General features: G+C 33.7%; 21 protein-coding genes. 18 read left to right on the plus strand and 3 right to left on the minus strand.

Features of this window, described 5'->3' with window-relative positions:
- Nucleotides 1-1172: 2-oxoglutarate dehydrogenase complex dihydrolipoyllysine-residue succinyltransferase (gene odhB / locus AAC024_RS12875; protein ID WP_339895890.1), on the minus strand; the 1172-nt coding region annotated here is incomplete at its 3' end.
- A gap of 42 nt (nucleotides 1173-1214) precedes the next feature.
- Complete coding sequence (locus AAC024_RS12880; protein WP_339895891.1) at nucleotides 1215-3953, minus strand: 2-oxoglutarate dehydrogenase E1 component; 2739 nt, start codon at nucleotides 3951-3953, stop codon at nucleotides 1215-1217.
- 156 nt (nucleotides 3954-4109) lie between these two features.
- Here AAC024_RS12880 and AAC024_RS12885 point away from each other — a divergent pair, with 156 nt between their 5' ends.
- Nucleotides 4110-4640 carry an alpha-ketoglutarate decarboxylase gene (locus tag AAC024_RS12885; RefSeq protein WP_339895892.1) on the plus strand — a complete coding sequence of 177 codons (531 nt, stop codon included), beginning with the start codon at nucleotides 4110-4112 and terminating at the stop codon, nucleotides 4638-4640.
- On the opposite strand, the gene AAC024_RS12890 is transcribed toward AAC024_RS12885, so the two are convergent.
- A complete protein-coding gene (locus AAC024_RS12890) occupies nucleotides 4637-5068 on the minus strand; it encodes an Rrf2 family transcriptional regulator (RefSeq protein WP_339895893.1) in 432 nt (143 codons plus the stop codon). The genes AAC024_RS12885 and AAC024_RS12890 overlap by 4 nt on opposite strands.
- Before the next feature lie 119 nt (nucleotides 5069-5187).
- Between AAC024_RS12890 and AAC024_RS12895 the strand changes: the two genes are divergently transcribed.
- From AAC024_RS12895 to AAC024_RS12975, 17 genes are all read left to right on the plus strand, one after another.
- Nucleotides 5188-5688 carry a cytochrome c gene (locus AAC024_RS12895; protein ID WP_339895894.1) on the plus strand — a complete coding sequence of 167 codons (501 nt, stop codon included), beginning with the start codon at nucleotides 5188-5190 and terminating at the stop codon, nucleotides 5686-5688.
- 6 nt (nucleotides 5689-5694) lie between these two features.
- Nucleotides 5695-6264, plus strand: coding sequence for a fasciclin domain-containing protein (locus tag AAC024_RS12900; protein ID WP_339895895.1), 570 nt, complete (start codon nucleotides 5695-5697; stop codon nucleotides 6262-6264).
- 24 nt (nucleotides 6265-6288) lie between these two features.
- Nucleotides 6289-8256: a Sec-dependent nitrous-oxide reductase gene (gene nosZ / locus AAC024_RS12905; RefSeq protein WP_339895896.1), complete on the plus strand. Its 1968-nt coding sequence runs from the start codon at nucleotides 6289-6291 to the stop codon at nucleotides 8254-8256.
- A 111-nt stretch (nucleotides 8257-8367) separates the two neighbouring features.
- Nucleotides 8368-8970 carry a hypothetical protein gene (locus tag AAC024_RS12910; RefSeq protein WP_339895897.1) on the plus strand — a complete coding sequence of 201 codons (603 nt, stop codon included), beginning with the start codon at nucleotides 8368-8370 and terminating at the stop codon, nucleotides 8968-8970.
- Nucleotides 8971-9058: 88 nt separating this feature from the next.
- Nucleotides 9059-9499, plus strand: coding sequence for a nitrous oxide reductase accessory protein NosL (locus tag AAC024_RS12915; RefSeq protein WP_339895898.1), 441 nt, complete (start codon nucleotides 9059-9061; stop codon nucleotides 9497-9499).
- A 115-nt stretch (nucleotides 9500-9614) separates the two neighbouring features.
- The gene (locus AAC024_RS12920; protein WP_339895899.1) at nucleotides 9615-10850 is read left to right on the plus strand and encodes a nitrous oxide reductase family maturation protein NosD; all 1236 of its coding nucleotides are present in this window, start codon (nucleotides 9615-9617) and stop codon (nucleotides 10848-10850) included.
- Nucleotides 10844-11551: an ABC transporter ATP-binding protein gene (locus tag AAC024_RS12925; protein WP_339895900.1), complete on the plus strand. Its 708-nt coding sequence runs from the start codon at nucleotides 10844-10846 to the stop codon at nucleotides 11549-11551. Before AAC024_RS12920 ends, AAC024_RS12925 begins: the two co-directional genes overlap by 7 nt.
- Nucleotides 11544-12326, plus strand: coding sequence for an ABC transporter permease (locus AAC024_RS12930; protein WP_339895901.1), 783 nt, complete (start codon nucleotides 11544-11546; stop codon nucleotides 12324-12326). The genes AAC024_RS12925 and AAC024_RS12930 overlap by 8 nt, the downstream gene beginning before the upstream one ends.
- Nucleotides 12327-12715: 389 nt before the next feature.
- Nucleotides 12716-14179, plus strand: coding sequence for a copper-containing nitrite reductase (gene nirK / locus AAC024_RS12935; RefSeq protein ID WP_339895902.1), 1464 nt, complete (start codon nucleotides 12716-12718; stop codon nucleotides 14177-14179).
- 16 nt (nucleotides 14180-14195) lie between these two features.
- Nucleotides 14196-14969 (plus strand): formylglycine-generating enzyme family protein, encoded by a 774-nt coding sequence (locus tag AAC024_RS12940; protein ID WP_339895903.1) that lies wholly within the window; start codon nucleotides 14196-14198, stop codon nucleotides 14967-14969.
- Complete coding sequence (locus AAC024_RS12945; RefSeq protein WP_339895904.1) at nucleotides 14966-15685, plus strand: SCO family protein; 720 nt, start codon at nucleotides 14966-14968, stop codon at nucleotides 15683-15685. The genes AAC024_RS12940 and AAC024_RS12945 overlap by 4 nt, the downstream gene beginning before the upstream one ends.
- A gap of 158 nt (nucleotides 15686-15843) precedes the next feature.
- Entirely contained in the window at nucleotides 15844-16275 is a 432-nt protein-coding gene (locus AAC024_RS12950) for a cytochrome c (RefSeq protein ID WP_339895905.1), read from the plus strand.
- A gap of 16 nt (nucleotides 16276-16291) precedes the next feature.
- Nucleotides 16292-17632 carry a cbb3-type cytochrome c oxidase subunit I gene (locus AAC024_RS12955; protein WP_339895906.1) on the plus strand — a complete coding sequence of 447 codons (1341 nt, stop codon included), beginning with the start codon at nucleotides 16292-16294 and terminating at the stop codon, nucleotides 17630-17632.
- 237 nt (nucleotides 17633-17869) lie between these two features.
- Nucleotides 17870-18643, plus strand: a complete 774-nt coding sequence (locus AAC024_RS12960) for a CbbQ/NirQ/NorQ/GpvN family protein (protein WP_339895907.1) — start codon at nucleotides 17870-17872, stop codon at nucleotides 18641-18643.
- Between the two features lie 102 nt (nucleotides 18644-18745).
- Entirely contained in the window at nucleotides 18746-20521 is a 1776-nt protein-coding gene (locus AAC024_RS12965; protein WP_339895908.1) for a VWA domain-containing protein, read from the plus strand.
- A 27-nt stretch (nucleotides 20522-20548) separates the two neighbouring features.
- The gene (locus tag AAC024_RS12970; RefSeq protein ID WP_339895909.1) at nucleotides 20549-21130 is read left to right on the plus strand and encodes a cytochrome c oxidase subunit 3; all 582 of its coding nucleotides are present in this window, start codon (nucleotides 20549-20551) and stop codon (nucleotides 21128-21130) included.
- Between the two features lie 94 nt (nucleotides 21131-21224).
- Nucleotides 21225-21458: a cytochrome C oxidase subunit IV family protein gene (locus tag AAC024_RS12975; RefSeq protein ID WP_339895910.1), complete on the plus strand. Its 234-nt coding sequence runs from the start codon at nucleotides 21225-21227 to the stop codon at nucleotides 21456-21458.
- Nucleotides 21459-21560 lie beyond the last annotated feature (102 nt).

The raw sequence follows: 21560 nt of genomic DNA on the forward strand, positions 1-21560 counted from the left end.
ACTGGATTTTCTAAAGCTTCTTTAATCGCCACTAAAAAGCCAACACTTTCTTTTCCATCAATAATTCTATGGTCATAAGATAAAGCAACATACATAATTGGCCTTATTTCAACTTTACCATCAATAGCAACAGGACGCTCAACTATGTTGTGCATTCCTAAAATCCCACTTTGCGGTGGGTTAAGTATTGGTGTAGATAACATACTACCAAATACACCTCCGTTTGTAATAGTAAATGTGCCTCCAGTCATTTCATCAACTGTAATTTGACCATCTCGTGCACGAAGTGCTAAACGTTTCACTTCAGATTCAACCCCTCTAAAGCTTAAGTTTTCAGCATTTCTAATTACTGGAACCATTAATCCTTTTGGCCCAGAAACTGCAATACTTATATCACAAAAATCGTAAGACAACATTTCTTTACCATCCAACATTGAATTCACTGCTGGATACATTTCTAAAGCTCTAACTACCGCCAAAGTGAAGAAACTCATAAACCCTAAACCAACACCATGTTTTGTTTTAAAGGTTTCTTTATATTCTGAACGTAATGCAAAAATAGGCGACATATCAACTTCGTTAAACGTAGTTAACATGGCTGTTGTATTTTTCACCTCTACTAAACGCTCTGCTACTTTACGACGTAACATTGACATTTTACTTCTTGAAGTCCCTCTGCTTCCTCCTGTAGGTGTCCCCATAGATGGCACAGCATTCACAGCATCATCTTTAGTAATCCTTCCATCCTTTCCTGTTCCAGAAACAGCCCCTGCATCCATACCCTTTTCAGCTAAAATCTTTTTAGCAGCAGGACTTGCACTACCTGTTGCATAGGTTTTGGCCTCCCCTAACCCCTCCAAAGGAGGGGAGCTTGGACTCGGTTTATCTTCTATCTTCTTTTCTTCTTTTGGTGCATCACCATCTTCCGGTTTTTCAGCACTTGTATCAATTAAACATACTACTGCTCCAACTTCTACAGCATCACCTTCTTCTGCTTTAAGCGTTATGATTCCGCTTGCTTCAGCCGGTAATTCAAGGGTTGCTTTATCGCTATCTACTTCAGCAATAGCTTGGTCTTTCTCAACATAATCTCCATCTTCAACTAACCATGTTGCTATTTCCACTTCTGTAATAGACTCCCCTGGTGAAGGTACTTTCATTTCTAAAATCATTCTCTATAATTTTAATTGTATCCGAATTATATTTTTTTCTTTTTAATTCCCAAAAACCTCGTCAATAACGCGACGTTGCCTTCTTTTATCCCTAGTACTTGATCCTGGCGCAGGCACAGAACTATATGGTCGAGATGCAACTTCTAATTTAACCAAATCCATACGTTGTACAATATGGCTCCAAGCTCCCATATTCTTTGGTTCTTCTTGTGCCCATATATAATTTTCAACATTTGGATAACGGTTAATAACTTCTTGTATTCTTTCTAAATGCAAAGGGAATAGTTGTTCTATTCTTACTAAAGCCACATCGTTCCTTTCTAACAATTCTCTTTCGGCTAGTAAATCATAATAAAACTTACCTGTACAAAAAACTAATTTTTTAATATTTTTTGAATCGGTTGTATCATCTATAACCTCTTCAAATTTACCGTTAGCTAATTCATTTATAGATGAAACGGCTTTTGGATGACGTAATAAACTTTTTGGTGTAAATACGATTAAAGGTTTTCTGAAATCGCGTTTCATTTGACGACGCAATAAGTGGTAAATACTGGCCGGTGTTGAACAATTTGCAACAGTCATATTATCATATCCGCATAACTGCAAATAGCGTTCTATTCTAGCAGATGAATGTTCAGAACCTTGGCCCTCATAACCATGAGGCAATAACACAACAATACCATTTTGTGATTTCCATTTATCTTCAGCTGCCGCTAAATACTGGTCAAAAATAATTTGAGCGCCATTACTAAAGTCACCAAACTGTGCTTCCCAAATAGTTAAGGTATTAGGATTTGCCATAGCATATCCGTAGTCGAATCCAAGAACACCATATTCTGATAAAAAGGAATTATAAATATCCATTTTACCTTTACTATGAGGATTGATATTTAATAAATTAATACGCTCTTCAGATTTTTCATCACGTAAAATAGCATGACGATGGCTAAATGTACCGCGCTCAACGTCCTGTCCAGATATACGAACATTATACCCTTCTTCCATTAAACTACCATAAGCTAATGTTTCAGCCATTCCCCAATCAAGTGTATCCGTCTCAAACACCATTTTTGCACGACCTTCTAAAATACGTTCTGCTTTTCTCAAAAATTGCGTGTCATCAGGTACTGTTGAAACAACTTTTGAGATATTTTTTAATTTATCTTTTGGGTACGAAGTATCTTCGGTTTCAAGCATGGCTTCAATACCTTGGCGCTCAAAATCTGTCCAACGTTCTTGCATAAACTCTCTAACTTTAGAAGAGTCTCCTTCTTTTGATTTTGCATATTCTCGTTCTAAAGTCGCTTTAAATTCTTTAACAATTTTATCTAAATATGTCTTATCTATAGTGTTTTCAGCAATTAATTTATCCGAATATATTTTAAATGGATTAGGGTGTTTAGCTATTTCCTTATATAATTTTGGTTGTGTAAAACGAGGTTCGTCACCTTCGTTATGCCCATACTTTCTATAACCCAACAAATCTATATAAACATCTTTTTTATAACGCATTCTGTATTCTAAAGCCATTTCAACGGCATGTACAACCGCTTCAGCATCATCGGCATTAACATGCAATACCGGTGATAAGGTTACCTTTGCAACATCGGTACAATACGTACTTGAGCGGGCATCTAAATAATTAGTAGTAAAGCCTATTTGATTATTTACAACTATATGAATAGTTCCACCTGTTTTATAGCCATTCAATAGGCTCATTTGTGCTACTTCATAAGCAATTCCCTGTCCAGCAATAGCAGCATCGCCATGAACAATTATTGGTAGAATTTTAGAATCATCCCCACCATAATCAGCATCAATTTTGGCACGTGTAATTCCTTCTGCAACAGGGGCAACAGTTTCTAAATGCGATGGATTAGGCACTAAATTCATTTTGATAGCCTTTCCATTTTGGTAAGTTTTATCAAGTGTTAATCCCAAATGATATTTTACATCTCCATCAATGTCTTCATCTTCAAAATCTTTACCATCAAATTCGCTAAAAAGTTCATTTACTGGTTTTCTAAAAATATTAATCAATGTACTTAAACGTCCACGATGTGCCATTCCTAAAACACACTCTTTAACCCCATGTTTTTCAACGGCATAAAAAAGTACGTTGCTAATAGCTGGTATTAAAGACTCACCTCCTTCTAACGAAAATCGTTTTTGACCCACATATTTAGTTTGCAAAAAGCTTTCGAAGGTTACCGCTTGATTTAATTTTGAAAGAATATATTTTTTAGTTTCAACTGAATAATTAGGTTGGTTATCATTTTCATTTATCTGGTCTTGCCACCATTTAATCACTTCAGGATTACGCATATACATATATTCAACGCCAATAGAACTGCAATAAATACGTTCTAAATGTGAAATGATTTGACGTAGAGGTTTAGCTCCAATATCCAATATTTCTCCAGCATTAAAAACAGTATCTAAATCACTTTCTGCTAAATCAAAGTTACTAATATCTAAAGTTGGTGTATATGTTCTTCGTTCTCTAACTGGGTTTGTTTTTGTGAATAAATGCCCTCGCATTCTATAGCCATCAATAAGTCTAACAACATTAAATTCCTTATGAACATGCTCTGGTATTTGAGTTGAAACACCTTCATCAATTTCACCATCTAAACCGTAATTCTCACTACCAAAATCATACCCTTGAAAAAAGGCCCTCCAACTTGGTTCTACGGCATCAGGATTTTGTAAATATTGATCGTATAAATCAGCAAAATATGCTGTATGTGCTGTATTTAAAAAGGAAAATTTATCCATTATTATTTATATACTATAACGATTTAGTCAAAATATTTTTCAAAAATACAACTTTTACTAAAATTAGATGTTTCTTTAACTATATTTATGGCAAATATTATGCGTTTAACGAATACGCCTAAATACTTGTTAAATTTTTAAATATTTTTCATTTTCATGAATTTAATTCTTTCAATTAATAAAAAAATTGCCCTTATTTTAATTATCATCTTTTTTTGCTTTCAAAATACGGTTGCGCAAGAAATCAAAAGCAATTTCTGGAATCATGTGCGCTTTGGTGGCGGACTAGGGTTAAACTTTGGAGATGAATTTTTCAGTGCAACTATTGCACCTAGTGGTATTTATGAATTTGATAAAAACTTCGCACTTGGTTTGGGGCTTAATGCTACTTTTAACAATCAAAAAAGTGTTTACAAATCAACTATTTTGGGCGGCAGTTTAATTGGGCTTTATAATCCGATTCAAGCCATACAAATATCAGCAGAATTTGAACAACTTAATGTTAGCAGACGCTACAATGTTAATTTAAATATTACTGATGATAATTACTGGATACCTGCTTTGTATATGGGTGTGGGTTACCGAAGTGGTAACGTTACTTTTGGAATTAGATATGATGTTTTATATGATAATGAAAAAAGTATCTATGCTGATCCTTGGGCGCCTTTTGTTAGATTCTATTTTTAAAGTGGAAGAAAAGCGTTTCCTAATTTAACTTCTTTTACAACATCTTTAATAGTCTTAGACCTTAATTTTTTTAATATTTGATTTCTTGAAGAACTTAAGGCATTATGCAACGGACAGGGTTTCTCTTCATTACATTCTTCCAAACTCATCATACAAGAATTTAGCTTTTTTTCACCATCTATCACGTTTACAATACTCATGATTGAATGCGCCAAATTGGTTTCATTTAAATAAAAACCTCCTTTTGGGCCTCTAACGGACGTCACTATTTTCGCTTTAACCAATTCTTGCAATAGTTTGGCAATATAAGCTTGCGGAACATTGATAGGTTTTGAAATATCCTTAACTATAACTTTGTTTTCTTCACTACTATGTAACGCTAAAAACAATACTGCCTTAATTGCATATTTTGATGAGTTCGAGAGCATTTTCAAATGTACTAAATTCAACACAAATATAAAAAAGATGTTTTTATCTTGAATATGATTTTTATCATGTTCTATTAAAGAATATGGCTTTAATTTTGTTTAATTAAATCAAATTAATTATGAAAAAAACACTAAGTATTCTAACCGTATTATTTGCAACAATATTAATAAGTTGTGGTGGTAAAGAAGAAAAAAAGAAAGAAGGATTCTCTTATGAAAAAAAGACGCCTACTGAACAAAAAGCAACAAAAGTAGAATCTGTTCCTGCATCCAAAAAAGTCGATTTAACCAATAAAGGAATCGGCCCTATCACTTCTTTAGAATTACCTGCTGAAATAGACCAAACTATGGCAACACATGGCGCCGATATTTTCAAAAAAATGTGTACCGCTTGCCACAGAGCCGACAAGAAATTCATAGGGCCAGCACCAACAAATATTTTAGATCGCAGATCTCCAGAATGGGTTATGAATATGATTTTAAACCCAGATGAAATGACACAAAAAGACCCTCTAGCCAGAGCATTACTTATTGAATTTAATGGCTCTCCAATGGCAAATCAAAACTTATCTCAAGAAGACGCTAGAGCTGTATTGGAATATTTTAGAACATTAAACTAATATAACATGAAAACTATCAAACATGTTCTTGTATTTGCTCTGTGCATATTTGCCTTGGTTGCATGCAAGAATGAAAACAAAGAAACCTCCATTGAAACTTCAACTGAGAATGAATCATCAGAAAGAACAGGGCAAGCTTTTATTACAGATGATGAAAGTAAACCAACTGTTTTAAGTATAGCCATAGGTTCTAAAGACCATACTACTTTGGTGGCTGCGGTTCAAGCTGCACAATTAGAAAATGCTTTAGTAAACGCAGGGCCATTAATGGTATTTGCTCCAACCAACGAAGCTTTCGCCGCATTACCCGAAGGAACCGTTGAAAATTTATTAAAACCAGAAAACAAAGCTGCTTTAGCAAATATTTTAAAGTATCATGTTACCCCTGGAAACTATTCTAAAGAGTTTTTAAAGAAATTTAAAAAACTAGGGCAAGCTAACAATGCTTATGTTAAAGTGGAAGTTGTTGATGGTGAGCCATTAATTGGGGGTGCCAAAATTTTGGCTAGTATTAAAGCTGGAAATGGCATTGTACACGTTATTGATAAAGTTTTACTGCCTCCAACTCAAGAATAAAAACACTAACCTAAAAATATAACAATGAAGAATTTATTAAAATCAACAGTTGCAATGCTAAGTGTTCTAGTAGCATTTACAAGTTGCAATAATCAAGGCTCCAATGGTAAATCTGGAGCACTCTCAAGTAGCGCAGCCGAAAAAGTTTATGTTGCTCCTGGTGAGCACGACGAGTTTTATGCCTTTATTTCTGGAGGGTTTAGTGGACAGCTAGCCGTATACGGGTTACCATCAGGGCGTTTGTTTAAAGTAATACCTGTTTTTTCTCAAGATGCAGAAAAAGCTTATGGTTATAACGAAGAAACAAAACCCATGCTAAATACATCTTTTGGGTTTATTCCTTGGGATGATGCTCATCACCCAGATATATCACAAACCAATGGAGAATTAGATGGACGATACCTGTATATAAATGGAAATAATACGCCTCGTATTGCAAAAATAGATTTAACAACTTTCGAGACAACCGAGATTATTGAAATTCCAAATAGTGCTGGTAACCACAGTTCTTCTTATGTTACAGACAATACAGAATATGTAGTAGCTGGAACAAGATTTAGTATTCCAATTCCACAAAAAGATATGCCAATTAAAGAATACAAAGGAAACTTTAAAGGGACATTATCTTTTCTAAAAGTAAATCAAGAAGATGGTGGTATGGATTTAAAATTTCAAGTATTAATGCCTGGATTTGATTATGACAAAGCCCACCCGGGTCGTGGAAAATCACATGGTTGGTTTTTCTTTACTACTTATAATACAGAAGAAGCTAGTACACTGTTAGAAGTTAATGCATCACAAAACGATAAAGATTTTATTGCTGCGGTTAACTGGAAAAAAATAGAAGAATATGTAAATAATGGTGGTGGTAAAAAAATGCCAACAAATTATGCTCATAATGTATATGACGAGCATACACATTCTGCAACATCTACAATGAAAAAAGAAGTATTAGTAGTAGATCCTTCTGAAGTACCAGGTGCGATTTACTTTTTGCCTACACCAAAATCACCTCATGGTTGTGATGTAGATCCAACTGGAGAGTATATTGTAGGTAGCGGTAAATTATCAGCAAATGTTACTGTACACTCATTTACTAAAATGTTAGATGCTATAAAAAATAAAAAATTTGCAGGTGATGCTTACGGTATTCCAATCTTAAACTTTGAAGATGTTTTAGCTGGTGCAGTTGAACAACCAGGATTAGGCCCTTTACACACAGAATTTGATGGTAAAGGTAATGCATACACCTCTTTCTTTATTTCATCTGAAATTGTAAAATGGAAGTTAGGCACCTGGGAAGTTTTAGATAGACAACCAAGTTTCTACTCAATAGGACATTTAATGATTCCGGGAGGAAATTCCCAAAAGCCATTTGGTAAATATGTACTTGGTATGAACAAAATAACGAAAGACCGTTACTTACCAACAGGGCCAGAAGTAACACAATCTGCTCAATTATACGATATTTCAGGAGATAAAATGGAGTTATTATTGGATTTCCCAACAGTTGGAGAGCCACATTATGCTGCAGGTATTCCAGCAGATTTAATTAAACCAAATTCCAAAAAGCTTTACAGACTTGAAGATAATAAGCATCCTTATGCAGCTAAAACCGAAGCAGACACTAAAGTTGTTAGAGATGGTAAAACCGTTCATATATATATGACAACAATACGAAGTCACTTTGCGCCAGATAATATTGAAGGTATAAGAGTTGGTGACAAAGTATATTTCCATGTCACCAATTTGGAGCAGGATTATGATGTGCCACATGGAATCAGTATGATTGGTGCTCAAACGTCAGAATTACTTATTATGCCAGGACAGACAGAAACCTTTGTTTGGGAACCTAAACAAGTTGGTGTTTGGCCGTTCTATTGTACAGATTTCTGTTCTGCATTACACCAAGAAATGCAAGGTTACGTTCGCGTATCCGCAGCAAATGCTAATACACCATTAAAATGGTCACTTGGAGAAGATATAGAATAAAAAAACTTAGGAGGATTTTGTTTTAGTGTTTATTTTCCTAATAAGGCGAGAGTTAATTATTTCGCTCTCGCCTTTCTTTTAAAAACATTAAAAAACTAAAGGCTTAAAATCATGAAAAAGTCAAATATCATCATGCTTATTGCGGCTTTATTGCCATTAGGATTGTTTTTATTCCCACTGTGGAAAATAACATTGGAAGCTCCTCAATATCCAACACCATTGGGCATGTACATTCATATTAATGATTTCTCTGATGTCAATCCATACGATATCAAAAATATTAATTTGATGAATCATTATGTTGGTATGAAATACATTCCTGAAGCGATACCTGAATTTAAGATATTTCCTATTGGAATTATAATAACGACTATTATTGGATTGATTATTGCCTTTAAAGGAAACTATAAATGGTTTTTATATTGGTTTATTTTAATGATTGTTTTGAGTAGTGCTGGATTGTACGACTTTTATCTTTGGGAATATGATTATGGACATGATCTGGATCCAAAGGCCATTATGAAATTTACCAACCCTGATGGAAGTGTCATGGGTTTTCAACCCCCTTTGTTTGGAAGTAAAGATATCTTAAATTTTAAAGCACATTCATATCCAAGGTTAGGAGCTTACCTGCTGGGTCTTGGAATTGCAATGTCATTTGTTGCTTATCTTGTAGGAAAGAAACAAAACAAAAAAATATTCCCTTCCGAATAGTTATCGAAACTGAATCTTTCCCAAAAGGAAGAACTTAATATAATAAGTTGTAATTCCTTTGGAAAGAGTAAGGATAAAACACTAAAAAATGCAAACACTAAAACACTATTCAATTACTGCATTATTTCTGTTGGTATTCAGCTGTAATATATCACCAAAAGCCATTGATTATGGCAATGATGGCTGCCAGTATTGTAAAATGACTATTGTAGATAAAGTCCATGCAGCCGAAATTGTCACCAAAAAAGGAAAGGTTTATAAATTTGACGCAACCGAGTGTATGGTCAATTTCTTAAATGAATTCGAAGATCCTTCAGAAGTTCAGCTATATCTAACAAATCATTACACCAAACCAGAAGCCCTCATAGATGCTACCAAGGCAACTTTCTTGATCAGTGAAAATATTCCTAGTCCAATGGGAGCATATTTAACTGCTTTTAAAAATAAAACTGATGCAGAGAAAGTGCAATCAACAAAAAGTGGTAAATTATATTCTTGGAATGAATTACGAGACCATCTCAAAGATTAAATTCATGAAACATCCATAACTAAATCTTGATACCCATGAGAATGATTAAATGGATGCTACATAGCCTGCCCCGAGATTTCGGGGTGACCTATAAGAAAACAATAGATTTAAATTCATGAAAAAAACATTTTTTTTTCTTGTAGTCTTTTTATTGGCTTGTACTGGTTATGCCCAAAAAACAGAGGTATGTGCAACATGCACTGTTTCTTCCATTAAAGAAGCCATAATTCTGGCTAAAATAAATGATACCATACTAGTTAAAAAGGGAACTTACAACGAGCATAACTTGGTAATTGATAAACCTCTAACCATTATTGGTGAAAACCAACCAATTATTGATGGACAATTAAAGGGAGAAATCATTACCATTGTTTCTGACGGCGTCACTGTAGATGGATTTCACATCATCAATGTTGGAACAAGTTATACAAAGGATTACGCTGCAATTCGTGTGCGAAGAAGCAAAAATTTTGTCATTCAGAATATCGTTTTTAAAAAGTTGTTCTTTGGAATTTATATAGAGAAATCAAGTTACGGAAAAATAATTGACAATAAAATAATTGGTGATGCCGTTGAGGAATATAGTTCAGGAAATGGTATTCAACTATGGTATAGCAATCATATAGAAATAGGAAACAATCATGTTGAGCATGTACGTGATGGCATTTATTTGGAGTTTTCTGATGATTGTTTGATTAAAAATAATGTGAGTGCACAAAACCTACGTTATGGCTTGCATTTTATGTTTTCAAATAATGACGTATATCAAGGTAATACCTTCGAAAACAATGGCGCAGGAGTAGCGGTTATGTTCTCTAAAGAAATAAAAATGCTTAATAACACTTTTAAGGAAAATTGGGGAACCGCATCGTATGGCATGCTATTAAAAGAAATAAACGATGCCGAAATTATTGGAAATACGTTTCAAGAAAACACAATTGGTATTAACGTTGAAGGCTCTAACCGTATAATTTATAAAAATAATAATTTTAAAAATAACGGTTGGGCTATCAAAGTAAAAGGTGCTTGTTACACCAATATATTTACAGAAAATAACTTTTTATACAATTCCTTTGACATTGCCTACAACAGCAAGATTAACGATAATGAATTTGATAGAAATTATTGGAGCAGTTACACAGGTTACGACCTGGATAAAAACGGTATTGGTGATGTTCCTTACAGACCTGTTAAGTTATTTTCATACATTGTAAATCGAACACCAGAAACCATCATTTTATTGCGGAGTATGTTTATAGATCTTATTGATTTTTCAGAAAAAGTATCACCGATTTTTACGCCCGATAATTTATTAGACAACAACCCATTAATAAAAATAACAACATGGTAAGCATTCAAAATTTACATAAAAAATTCAACAAAAATGTTGTTTTAAGCGGTGTTGATCTTGAAATAAATGAAGGTGGCATTTTTGCAGTTCTTGGACCAAATGGTTCTGGAAAAACCACGTTAATAAAATCTATTTTGGGTATGGTTATTCCTAACGAAGGCGACATTTATGTTCTTGGAAAGCATATTAAAAGTAATTCTGATTACCGATATAAAATTGATTACTTACCACAAATAGCCAACTTCCCAAGTAACCTTAGAGTAAAAGAACTCATTAAAATGATTAAAGATTTACGAGGGCATACCCATGAAGATTTGCATTTAATTGAATTATTTAAGCTACAACCCTTTTTAGATAAAAAGTTAGGAAACTTATCTGGTGGAACGAAACAGAAAGTGAATATTGTATTAACCTTTATGTTTGATAGCCCTTTGATAATTTTAGATGAACCTACTACTGGATTGGATCCTATTTCGCTAATTCGTTTAAAAGAATTAATTCAAGTAGAAAAAGCTAAAGGAAAAACCATTTTAATAACCTCGCACATTATGAGTTTTGTTGAAGAAGTATCAGACGAAATTGTGTTTTTATTAGAAGGTGAAATATACTTTAAAGGCACTATTTCAGAATTAAAATCAAAAACAAATCAACCAGATTTCGAACACGCCATAGCATCAATACTCACAGAAAATCATGTTTAAAATATTAAAATATAGTTTTTACGATTTAATGCGTAGCCGTTGGAGCTATGTGTATTTTGCATTCTATTTATTGCTTGGAACTGTGCTCTTATTTTTAAACAACGACCTTTCGAAAGCTGTCATCACTTTAATGAATGTTATTATCGTTTTAGTTCCATTAATAGGAACTATTTTTGGCGTGATGTACTACTATAATTCTAAAGAATTTACAGAATTATTGCTAGCACAGCCCCTAAAAAGATCATCCATTTTTTTGGGACAATATCTTGGGGTTGCCATTTCGCTATCAATGAGTTTAATTTTAGGATTAGGTATTCCGTTTATTTTTTATGGCCTATTTAGATCATCGGCTATTTGGGATTTCTCTTTATTACTTATCACAGGAACATTCCTAACATTAATATTTACAGCACTAGCTTTTAATATAGCCTTGTCTAACGAAAATAAAATTAAAGGTTTTGGATATGCCATTTTGCTGTGGTTATTCTTAGCTATTATTTACGATGGCATTTTTTTAATGTCTCTTATATTGTTTGAAGATTATCCGTTAGACAAACTATCACTGGTTGGCACCATGCTCAATCCAATAGATTTATCCCGAACACTCATTCTTCTAAAGTTAGATATTTCAGCATTATTAGGTTATACAGGAGCCATTTTTAAACAATTTTTTGGTACTAATTTTGGACTAATTGTGTCATTTATAACGCTAACTGCTTGGGTGGTATTTCCTGTTTTAAGAATTGTGTTCAAATCAAAAAAGAAAGACTTTTAATCAATATTGTCCGATAAAAGAATCAAGACCGCTGCGCTGATAGAATATAGAATCAAGACTTGATTTTAACTCATTGATAATCAATTTACAATAGATTTGTCATTTCAGAAAGCTTTTGATTTTTTACTTGTTGTAAAAGTAAGGGGCATATCTGAAAAAAATCTTTTAGCCTATACCCAATCTATCCTTCGGACTATCTTACAAATTTTAATCGGATACTATTGACTTTTAATTCTAATTTAGATTACTAAAATTTACTAAATTGCTACAAATTTAATAACTGACAAAAGTCATGTTTTTAAAACCTTGTAAGAGGTATTTTTGATTTTATTAAAAAAGACAAAAAAGTCTTTTTTAAAAACAACCATAATTAAATAAACTACTAAATCATGAAGGTAAAACAAAAACCACTGATGATGCCATATATCCTTATGGCGCTAATGTTAATCTTATCATTTACAGCATGTATTGATAATGAAAAAAAAGAATATGCAGATGCCACAGACATTCCTGTGAGCCGTGAAATGATAGCCGAATTAACATCACCCCCAAATGTACCAACACCAGTTGGAAGACGAAAAGCTAAAAAGCTAATTGTTAACATGGAAATTCTTGAGCAAGAAGGCACCATGACAGATGGAACCACATATATGTATTGGACCTTTGGAGGCTCAGTTCCTGGAAGCTTTATTAGAACACGCGTTGGTGATGAAGTAGAGTTTACCTTATCCAACCACCCAGACAACAAGTTACCTCACAATATCGATTTACATGCTGTAACTGGCCCAGGTGGAGGCGCAACATCTTCATTCGTGGCACCAGGGCATGAAAAAAAATTCAATTTTAAAACTTTAAATCCTGGTTTATATGTTTACCACTGTGCAACTGCTCCTGTAGGCATGCATATAGCTAACGGCATGTATGGTTTAATTCTTGTTGAACCCGAAGGAGGTTTGCCACAAGTTGATAAAGAATATTACATTATGCAAGGTGATTTCTATACTAAAGGCGAAAACGGAGACCCTGGTTTACAAGCCTTTGATATGCAAAAAGCCGTTGATGAAGACGCTGATTATGTAGTTTTTAATGGTAAAGTTGGAGCCTTAACTGGTGACAACGCCATTACTGCTAATGTTGGAGAAACCGTTCGTTTATTTGTAGGTAATGGCGGTCCTAATTTAGTATCATCATTTCACGTCATTGGAGAAATTTTCGATAAAGTTCATGTTGAAGGTGGTTCTACAATTAATGAAAATGTACAAACCACCCTAGTACCTGCTGGTGGCGCTGCCATAGTTGAATTTAGAGTTGATGTTCCTGGAACTTTTATTTTAGTAGACCACTCTATTTTTAGAGCATTTAATAAAGGCGCTTTAGGTATGTTGAAGGTTGAAGGTGAAGAAAATAAAAAAATCTATTCTGGTGTTGTACAAGAAGGTATTTACCATCCTGAAGGCGGAGCAATCCAAACCATGCCAGATGATGGAAAAGCTAAAGTTGCCGTATCTTCTGATAAAAGCTTAGCTGAAAAAATGGAATCTGGAAAGAATATATATATGCAAACTTGCTTTGCTTGTCATCAAGCAGAAGGGCAAGGAATTCCAAACGCCTTTCCTCCTTTGGCAAATTCAGATTACTTAAATGCCGATGTAAATCGTTCAATAGGTATTATACTTAAAGGGAAAACAGGTGAAATTACTGTAAACGGACAAAAATACAATAGTGTTATGACCAGACAGTCTATAAGTAATGATGAAATAGCAGATGTTATGACGTATGTGTATAACTCTTGGGGTAATAACAAAACAAATGTTACCAAAGCTCAAGTTGATGCTATAAAAAACGGTAATTAATTATATATCATTAAAAATGCAAACTATTTTAAGACTGGCAACGAGAATTTTGTTCATCTCATACCTATCAACAGCTTATTGCCAGTCTAAAATGGTTTCAATTAAAGGAGGAACTTACACGCCCCTTTACGGAAGAGATTCATTAAAAGTTACCATTTCAGATTTTGAAATGGACGTATATCCAGTTACAAATAATGAGTATTTAGAATTTATAAAAAAACATCCTAAATGGCAACGTTCTCAAGTAAAAAAAATATTTGCAGACGGTAATTATTTATTTGGTTGGATTTCTGATACTGAATTAGGGGGAAACCAATCTTTAAATGCACCTATTACGAATGTTTCTTGGTTTGCCGCTAGTAATTATTGTGAATGTCAAGACAAACGATTACCTACCATAGATGAATGGGAATATGTAGCTATGGCAAATAAAACCATGCCTGACGCCAGACAATTAGAAGATTATAATAAGTACATATTGGGATGGTATGAAAAGCCCAAAACCTTTAATAATTCCATAGGGTCAACCTTTAAGAATTATTGGGGAGTTTATGATTTACATGGATTGGTGTGGGAATGGACATTAGATTTTAATTCGGTGTTAGTTTCAGGTGAGTCTAGAAAAGATGTTGATAATGATAGTAATCTTTTCTGTGGAAGTGCAGCCATTGGCGCAACCGATTTAATGAATTACGCCGCATTTATGCGATATGCAACCCGAGGCAGTTTAAAAGCAAAATATGCCTTGAAAAATCTTGGGTTTAGATGTGTGAAAGATATAAGTAAATGAAAATATTGAAATCAATTTTAATACTGTTATTTGTTATGGTGGCATTCACATCATGCAAAAATGACAAATCTAATTCGGACAATAATGATTTAGCATTATACCAATGTCCGATGACATGTGAAGGCGATAAAACCTATAACGAACCGGGAAGTTGTCCAGTTTGTAACATGGATTTAAAGCCAATACAAAAGTCTACTAAAACATTAAGTAATAATGAAATTTCAGATGAATCTATTTTCAATTTAACATCAAAATGGAACACAGAAGAAGGAGAAACCATTCAACTTGAAGATTTAAAAGGAAAAACATTGGTCATGGTTATGATTTATACGACTTGCAAAGCAGCCTGCCCTCGTTTAGTAGCTGATATGCGAAATATTGAAGATCAAATTCCTAAAGAAAACCTTGAAGACCTTCGTTTTGTGTTGATAAGTATTGACCCAGAAACAGACACGCCACAACGTTTAAAATCTTTTGCTAAAGAAAACTTTATGGATGGAGAGCAATGGACCTTTTTACAAGGAACAACAACCAGTGTTAGAGAATTTGCCAATGTTTTGGCTGTAAAATATAAACAAATTTCACCTATGGATTTTTCACACTCCAATATTATAAGTGTGTTTAATTCTGGTGGAGAATTAGTGCATCAACAAGAAGGGTTAGGAGTAGATAATAAAGAAACTATTAAAACCATTCTTGAGTTAACAAGTAAATAAAATCTAAGTACATGACAAAAATTAATAATATACTAAATGTCAGTCTGAGCGCAGTCGAAGACATTCAAAGAAATACTAGCATTTCGACTGCGCTCAATGTGACATTTTCAATTTTGTCATGCACTAAAAAACAGAATACTAATCAAAACTAAATAAATATGTTATCAAAAAAACAAGCACGCGCTTTTTTTCTTGGAGGAACGGTAGTTACTTTTCTGATATTTATTGGTCTTACCATTTACTCTTTTAGTAAAGCCAATGACCAATCAAATGACGAAAATATTACAGAAGCTGTTGTAAGAGGAAAGAAAATTTGGGAAGAAAACAATTGTATGGGATGTCATACAATTTTAGGAGAAGGCGCTTATTACGCCCCTGAATTAACAAAAGTAATTGACCGACGAGGAGAAGGCTACATTAAAGCCGTATTAATGACCCCAGTAGATTGGGCTCCTAATGGAAGAAAAATGGTGGCTTACGGGTTTTCACAAGAAGAAGCTGAAGATCTAATCGCCTTTTTTGACTGGATAGATGATATTGATTTAAACGGATTTGATACCGTAGTATCACCATTATCAAAAGATAACTAACTAAAAAGAGAGAAAAATGAAATATAAATCACAAAAAGTAGCATATTGGTTTTTTGCCCTTTCCATGTTATTATTCGGATTACAAATAATTTATGGTTTTATTATGGGATTTGCTCATGCAGGATATGATGGTTTGCACAGCTTTATTCCTTTTAACACCGCCAGAGCAGTACACACTAACTTATTAGTAGTTTGGCTATTATCAGGTTTTATGGGTGCAGCTTATTATATTATACCCGAAGAAGCACAACGCGAATTAGTAAGTGTAAAATGGGCTTACGTACAATTAATAAGTCTTGCTCTAGTTGGCGTTACAGCCATTGTTGGATACCATTTCAACTATTGGGAAGGACGTAAATTTTTAGAGATCCCTAGACCTCTAGATTACTTAGTTGTTGCAAATGTGCTCCTGTTTTTAGGACTTATTTTAACTACTTTATTCAAAGGAAAACGCAGAACCACTACAGCATTGGTGCTTTCAATGGGGCTTCTTTTTGCAGCCTTATTATACTTACCAGGAATGCTTCCATTTGACAGTCAAGTAAAAGATTCATTCTTCAGATGGTGGGTTGTTCACCTTTGGGTAGAAGGTGTTTGGGAACTTATTATGGGAGGTATTTTATCATTCTTACTTATAAAACTAACTGGAGTTGATAGAGAGGTTATTGAAAAATGGTTATATGTCATTGTTGGATTAACTTTCTTATCTGGTGTATTAGGTACCGGACATCATTATTACTACATTGGTGTAAATAAAATTTGGCTAATCGTTGGTGGTATATTCTCTGCATTAGAGCCTTTAGCATTTTTAGCTATGGCATTATTTGCAGTAAATATGTACAGAAAAGGAGAAAAGAAGCATCCAAATAAATTAGCGCTATACTGGACATTAGGAGCTGCCATTGTGTCTTTTATTGGCGCAGGATTATTAGGATTTGCTCATACTTTACCACAAACAAACTTATATACACACGGAACATTAGTAACCGCAATGCATGGTCACTTAGCATTTTGGGGCGCTTACGCTATGATAGTTTTAGCCATTATTAGTTACAGTTTACCAAATATGACTGGCAGAAAATTATACGAAAGCACAAGAGGTAGAATGGCATTTTGGATGTCTAATATTGGTATGATAGGTATGACCGTTGCTTTTGGAGTCGCTGGTGTTGTTCAAGTATATTTAGAACGAAAAATGAAAATGGAGTTTATGGAAGTTCAAAAGGAAGTTGAAATACATTTTGTTGTGCTAATTATTTGTGCAACCTTATTTATGACCGGTATCATATTGTATTTCATAGATTTCTATAAACATGGAAGACCTAATGATGAAGCATTAGAAATACCTACAAATTAACAACTAGACTAACTTTACCAGGGTTAAAAATTGCAAAATGGATAACTCTGGCTTTTTTTTGAAGCTATTTCCTGCTTTCCACTATATCTTTTCTTGTGCTGAACTTGTTTCAGTATCTCATCAAGTAAAGAACATATATGCGAATTCGTGTTTCAATTAAATATTTAGTGAAGCACAAAAAAAGGATGCCGCTTCAATCAGGGCTAAACATATTTGCTAACATATAGCATTACTACAATGAACACACCATACTACCAACCTATTCATAAAGAAATTGATGTTTTTGAACACGCCTATAAATGTAAAATTCCATTTTTACTAAAAGGCCCTACAGGAACAGGAAAATCTAGGTTTATCGAGTTTATGGCGCATAAGCTTGAAACCAAATTAATTACTATTTCCTGTCATGAGGAAACCTCATCAACAGATTTAATAGGGCGGTTTATTATAAAAGGAGCAGAAACCTTATGGTTAGATGGTCCATTAACCACAGCGGTTAAAGAAGGGCATATCATATACTTAGATGAAATAGCTGAAGCAAGACCAGACGTTATTGTTGCTATTCACTCCTTAACCGACCACCGTAGAGAATTATTTATAGATAAGTTGGGAGAAACCTTTAAAGCACATGAAAATTTCATGCTAGTAGCCTCTTTTAATCCTGGTTACCAACGTGGCTTTAAAGAATTAAAACCTTCTACCAGACAACGTTTTGTGGCCGTTTCATTTGCGTATCCAGAAGCTAAACTAGAAGCCGAAATATTGGTTTCTGAAACTGGAATAGAAAAAGATATTGCTAAAAAATTAGTAAACATTGCAACAAAAATTAGAAATCTAACAGAACTTGGATTAACTGAAACCGTTTCTACTAGATTGCTGGTAGATGCCGCAAAACTAATTCATATAGGTTTACCAAAACGATTGGCAGTTCATGTAGCGGTTATTGAGCCATTAACAGACGATTTAGAAGTTATACAAGCTCTAAAAGACTTAGGCGATTTAATGATATAATCCAGTTGGCAGTGTACAGTCTTCAGTAAGCAGTCAAATCTCCTGAATACTAAAGACTGAATACTGCTTACTGAATACTGAATACTGAATACTGAAAACAAGATGTTTGAATTCGAACCAGATGAGTATATATTTACCAAGTTTGCTTTCTTCTTCAAGAAAAGAAAAAAGAAAAAAGAAGCTGAACTTGAGCATGCCGTAAATTTAAGTGATATAAAATCGCGTCTCGCTATTTTTGCCCGCGCTATAACTGGAGAATCTATAGAAATTTTTGAAGCCGAGAGAGAAGGCGGTTACAGAAACAACAATTTCTTTTTACCATCTAAATATTATGAATATCAAACCCAAGAAGAAAATATTTCCTTTTATCTATTTAGAGTTTTATATCTATCTATTCAGAAAAATTTAAACTTAAATTGGAATGACAATCAAGAACATGATTTAATCGAATCGCAAACCAAAGCAAAGGAATGTTCAGGTGACGTTCTAAAATCTCTTTTTGATCAGTTCCCAATAACTCAAAAATATTATAAAGAATTTATAGCACATCAACAAGCTAAATCAAGTGCAAAACAACCTGCTGATTTCACTTTTATTTATGGAAAGTGGATGCGAAATTCAGCCGAAGCCGACACAAAAAAGAAGTTAAAAAACTTTACAGACAAAGTTAAAGAAGCAAATCAAGAGGAAGCTAAAACCGTAATCAAATCAAAAGCCGTTGAAGAAATCATTTCTGTTCAAATAGACCAGAAGCAAATGGAAGATGCCGTTTTACAACATCAATTTGAAAAGGTTGAAACAGCTGAAGAGTTTGGAGGAAACTTTAGAGATATGGATGGTGATGATGATTTAGAAGATCACTCAAACGCACTAGACGACGTTAAAATGAAGCACACGGTTCGTGTTGATGACACAGCACATTCAGTATATCAGGCTGATTTTATTGAAAACACCACAATAGCTGAAAGTTCAGAAAATGAAGGCGAAGGGCATTACATCACCTATGACGAATGGAATTATGCATCTAGAAAATATAAAGAAGATTTTTGTAAAGTGTATCCCAAAACACAGATAACGACTGATATTCCTTATTATAAAAAAACACTTAACGACAATCGCTCTACCTTAGTTGGTTTACGTAAAATGCTAACAACGGTAAACAACAAATACCAGCAACAAAGACGACAAACACAAGGTGAAGAATTTGATATTGATGCCATAACAGATTTGTTTATTGATGTTAAAACAGGACACACACCTTCAGAAAAAATATATCTATCCAAACGGAAAAAGGAGAAAGACTTATCAATTTTATTGCTTTTGGATATTAGCCTTTCTAGTGATGGCTATGCTGCCGGAAACCGCGTAATTGATGTTGAAAAACAGGTCTCTATATTATTCGGTGAAATTTTAAATGAGTTCAATATCGATTTTTCAATTGACTGTTTCTATTCAAAAACAAGAAACCATTCCAGTTATTTAACGCTTAAAGGTTTTGATGATAATTGGGATACCGCCAAATACAGAGTAGGAAGTATTGAACCGAGTGGTTATACCCGAATTGGCACAGCTTTAAGACATTCTGGAGCCTTGTTGGATAAACGGGATACCAAAAACAAATGGGTGATTTTAATCTCGGATGGAAAACCAAACGATTATGACAAATACGAAGGCAAATACGGCATAAACGATGTAAAGCAGGCACTTCGAGAATTAAACGAACGCCAAATAAATTCTTATGCCCTAGCCATTGAAGCCAATGCTAAATATTACTTACCGCAAATGTTTGGACAAAATCATTATCAAATACTAACAAATCCAGTAGAATTACTACAGTCGTTAGTTAAGTTATATGAAAAAATAAAGCACCAATCTTAAATTTAACAGCCACTAAATCTTGACAAATTGAACAAAATCGCCATAGACTATAAAAATATTTGGTATCCGCCAGGAGGTATCTTAATATGGATTATCATATTTTTAGAGTTATTTACTTTTGGGGCTGCACTCATAGCCATGACTCATTATGGTAATCTAGAAGCAGAATTATTTCATAACTCAAGGTTAATATTAAACACAACTTATGGTATGATAAACACCTTGTTTTTATTAACAAGTGGGTTTTTCATGGCGGTTTCAGTGTCTGAGTTAAAAAAGGGAAACAAAGTTAAGTTTAAAAAACTACTGCTTTTAACCATACTTTTTGGAGTTCTTTTTTTAGGGTTAAAAAGTTTTGAATATTCCGAAAAACTTAATGAAGGCATTACTGTTGGTTACAATACATTCTTTACTTTTTATTGGATGCTTACCTTATTTCATGTGATTCATGTTATTGTTGGGTTGGTGATTTTAGTATCCGTTTATTTCGGTATAAAAAAAGAAAAATCCAATACAAGTATTGAAGATATTGAGGCTAGCGCTGCCTTTTGGCACATGTGCGATTTAATTTGGATGATGCTTTTTCCAGTAATTTATTTACTTTTCTAATATGAAGCCCATAATGGGCATTTGGCAAACAAAGACTAATACGGTTTTAATTAAATAAAACAAGGAACAACAATTAATTACAGATATTAAATAGATGAAAAACACAGCAACTATAACTTGGATTATTTTATTAGTGCTTACAATTACTTCTGCTTTGGTTTCAAAGCTTGAGAGCAAATATGTTGTCTTCATTATTTTAATCCTGTCGGCTTTAAAATTTTTTGGAATTGCGTTTCAGTTTATGGAAATAAAAAAAGCACATGTGTTTTGGAAAACAATAATTATTGGGTCTGTTTTTCTTTTTGGTATGGGGTTGTTGGTCGCCTAAGCCATGCCGTAAACCTACAAGGTCGAAACAAGACCTTGCAGGAGGTTCTATTAATCAGTCATCATTGAAATTCAACTTAGTCCAATTTGGTTATTAGTCAAG

The sequence above is a fragment of the uncultured Algibacter sp. genome, assembly GCF_963976535.1.
GTDB lineage: Bacteria > Bacteroidota > Bacteroidia > Flavobacteriales > Flavobacteriaceae > Algibacter_B.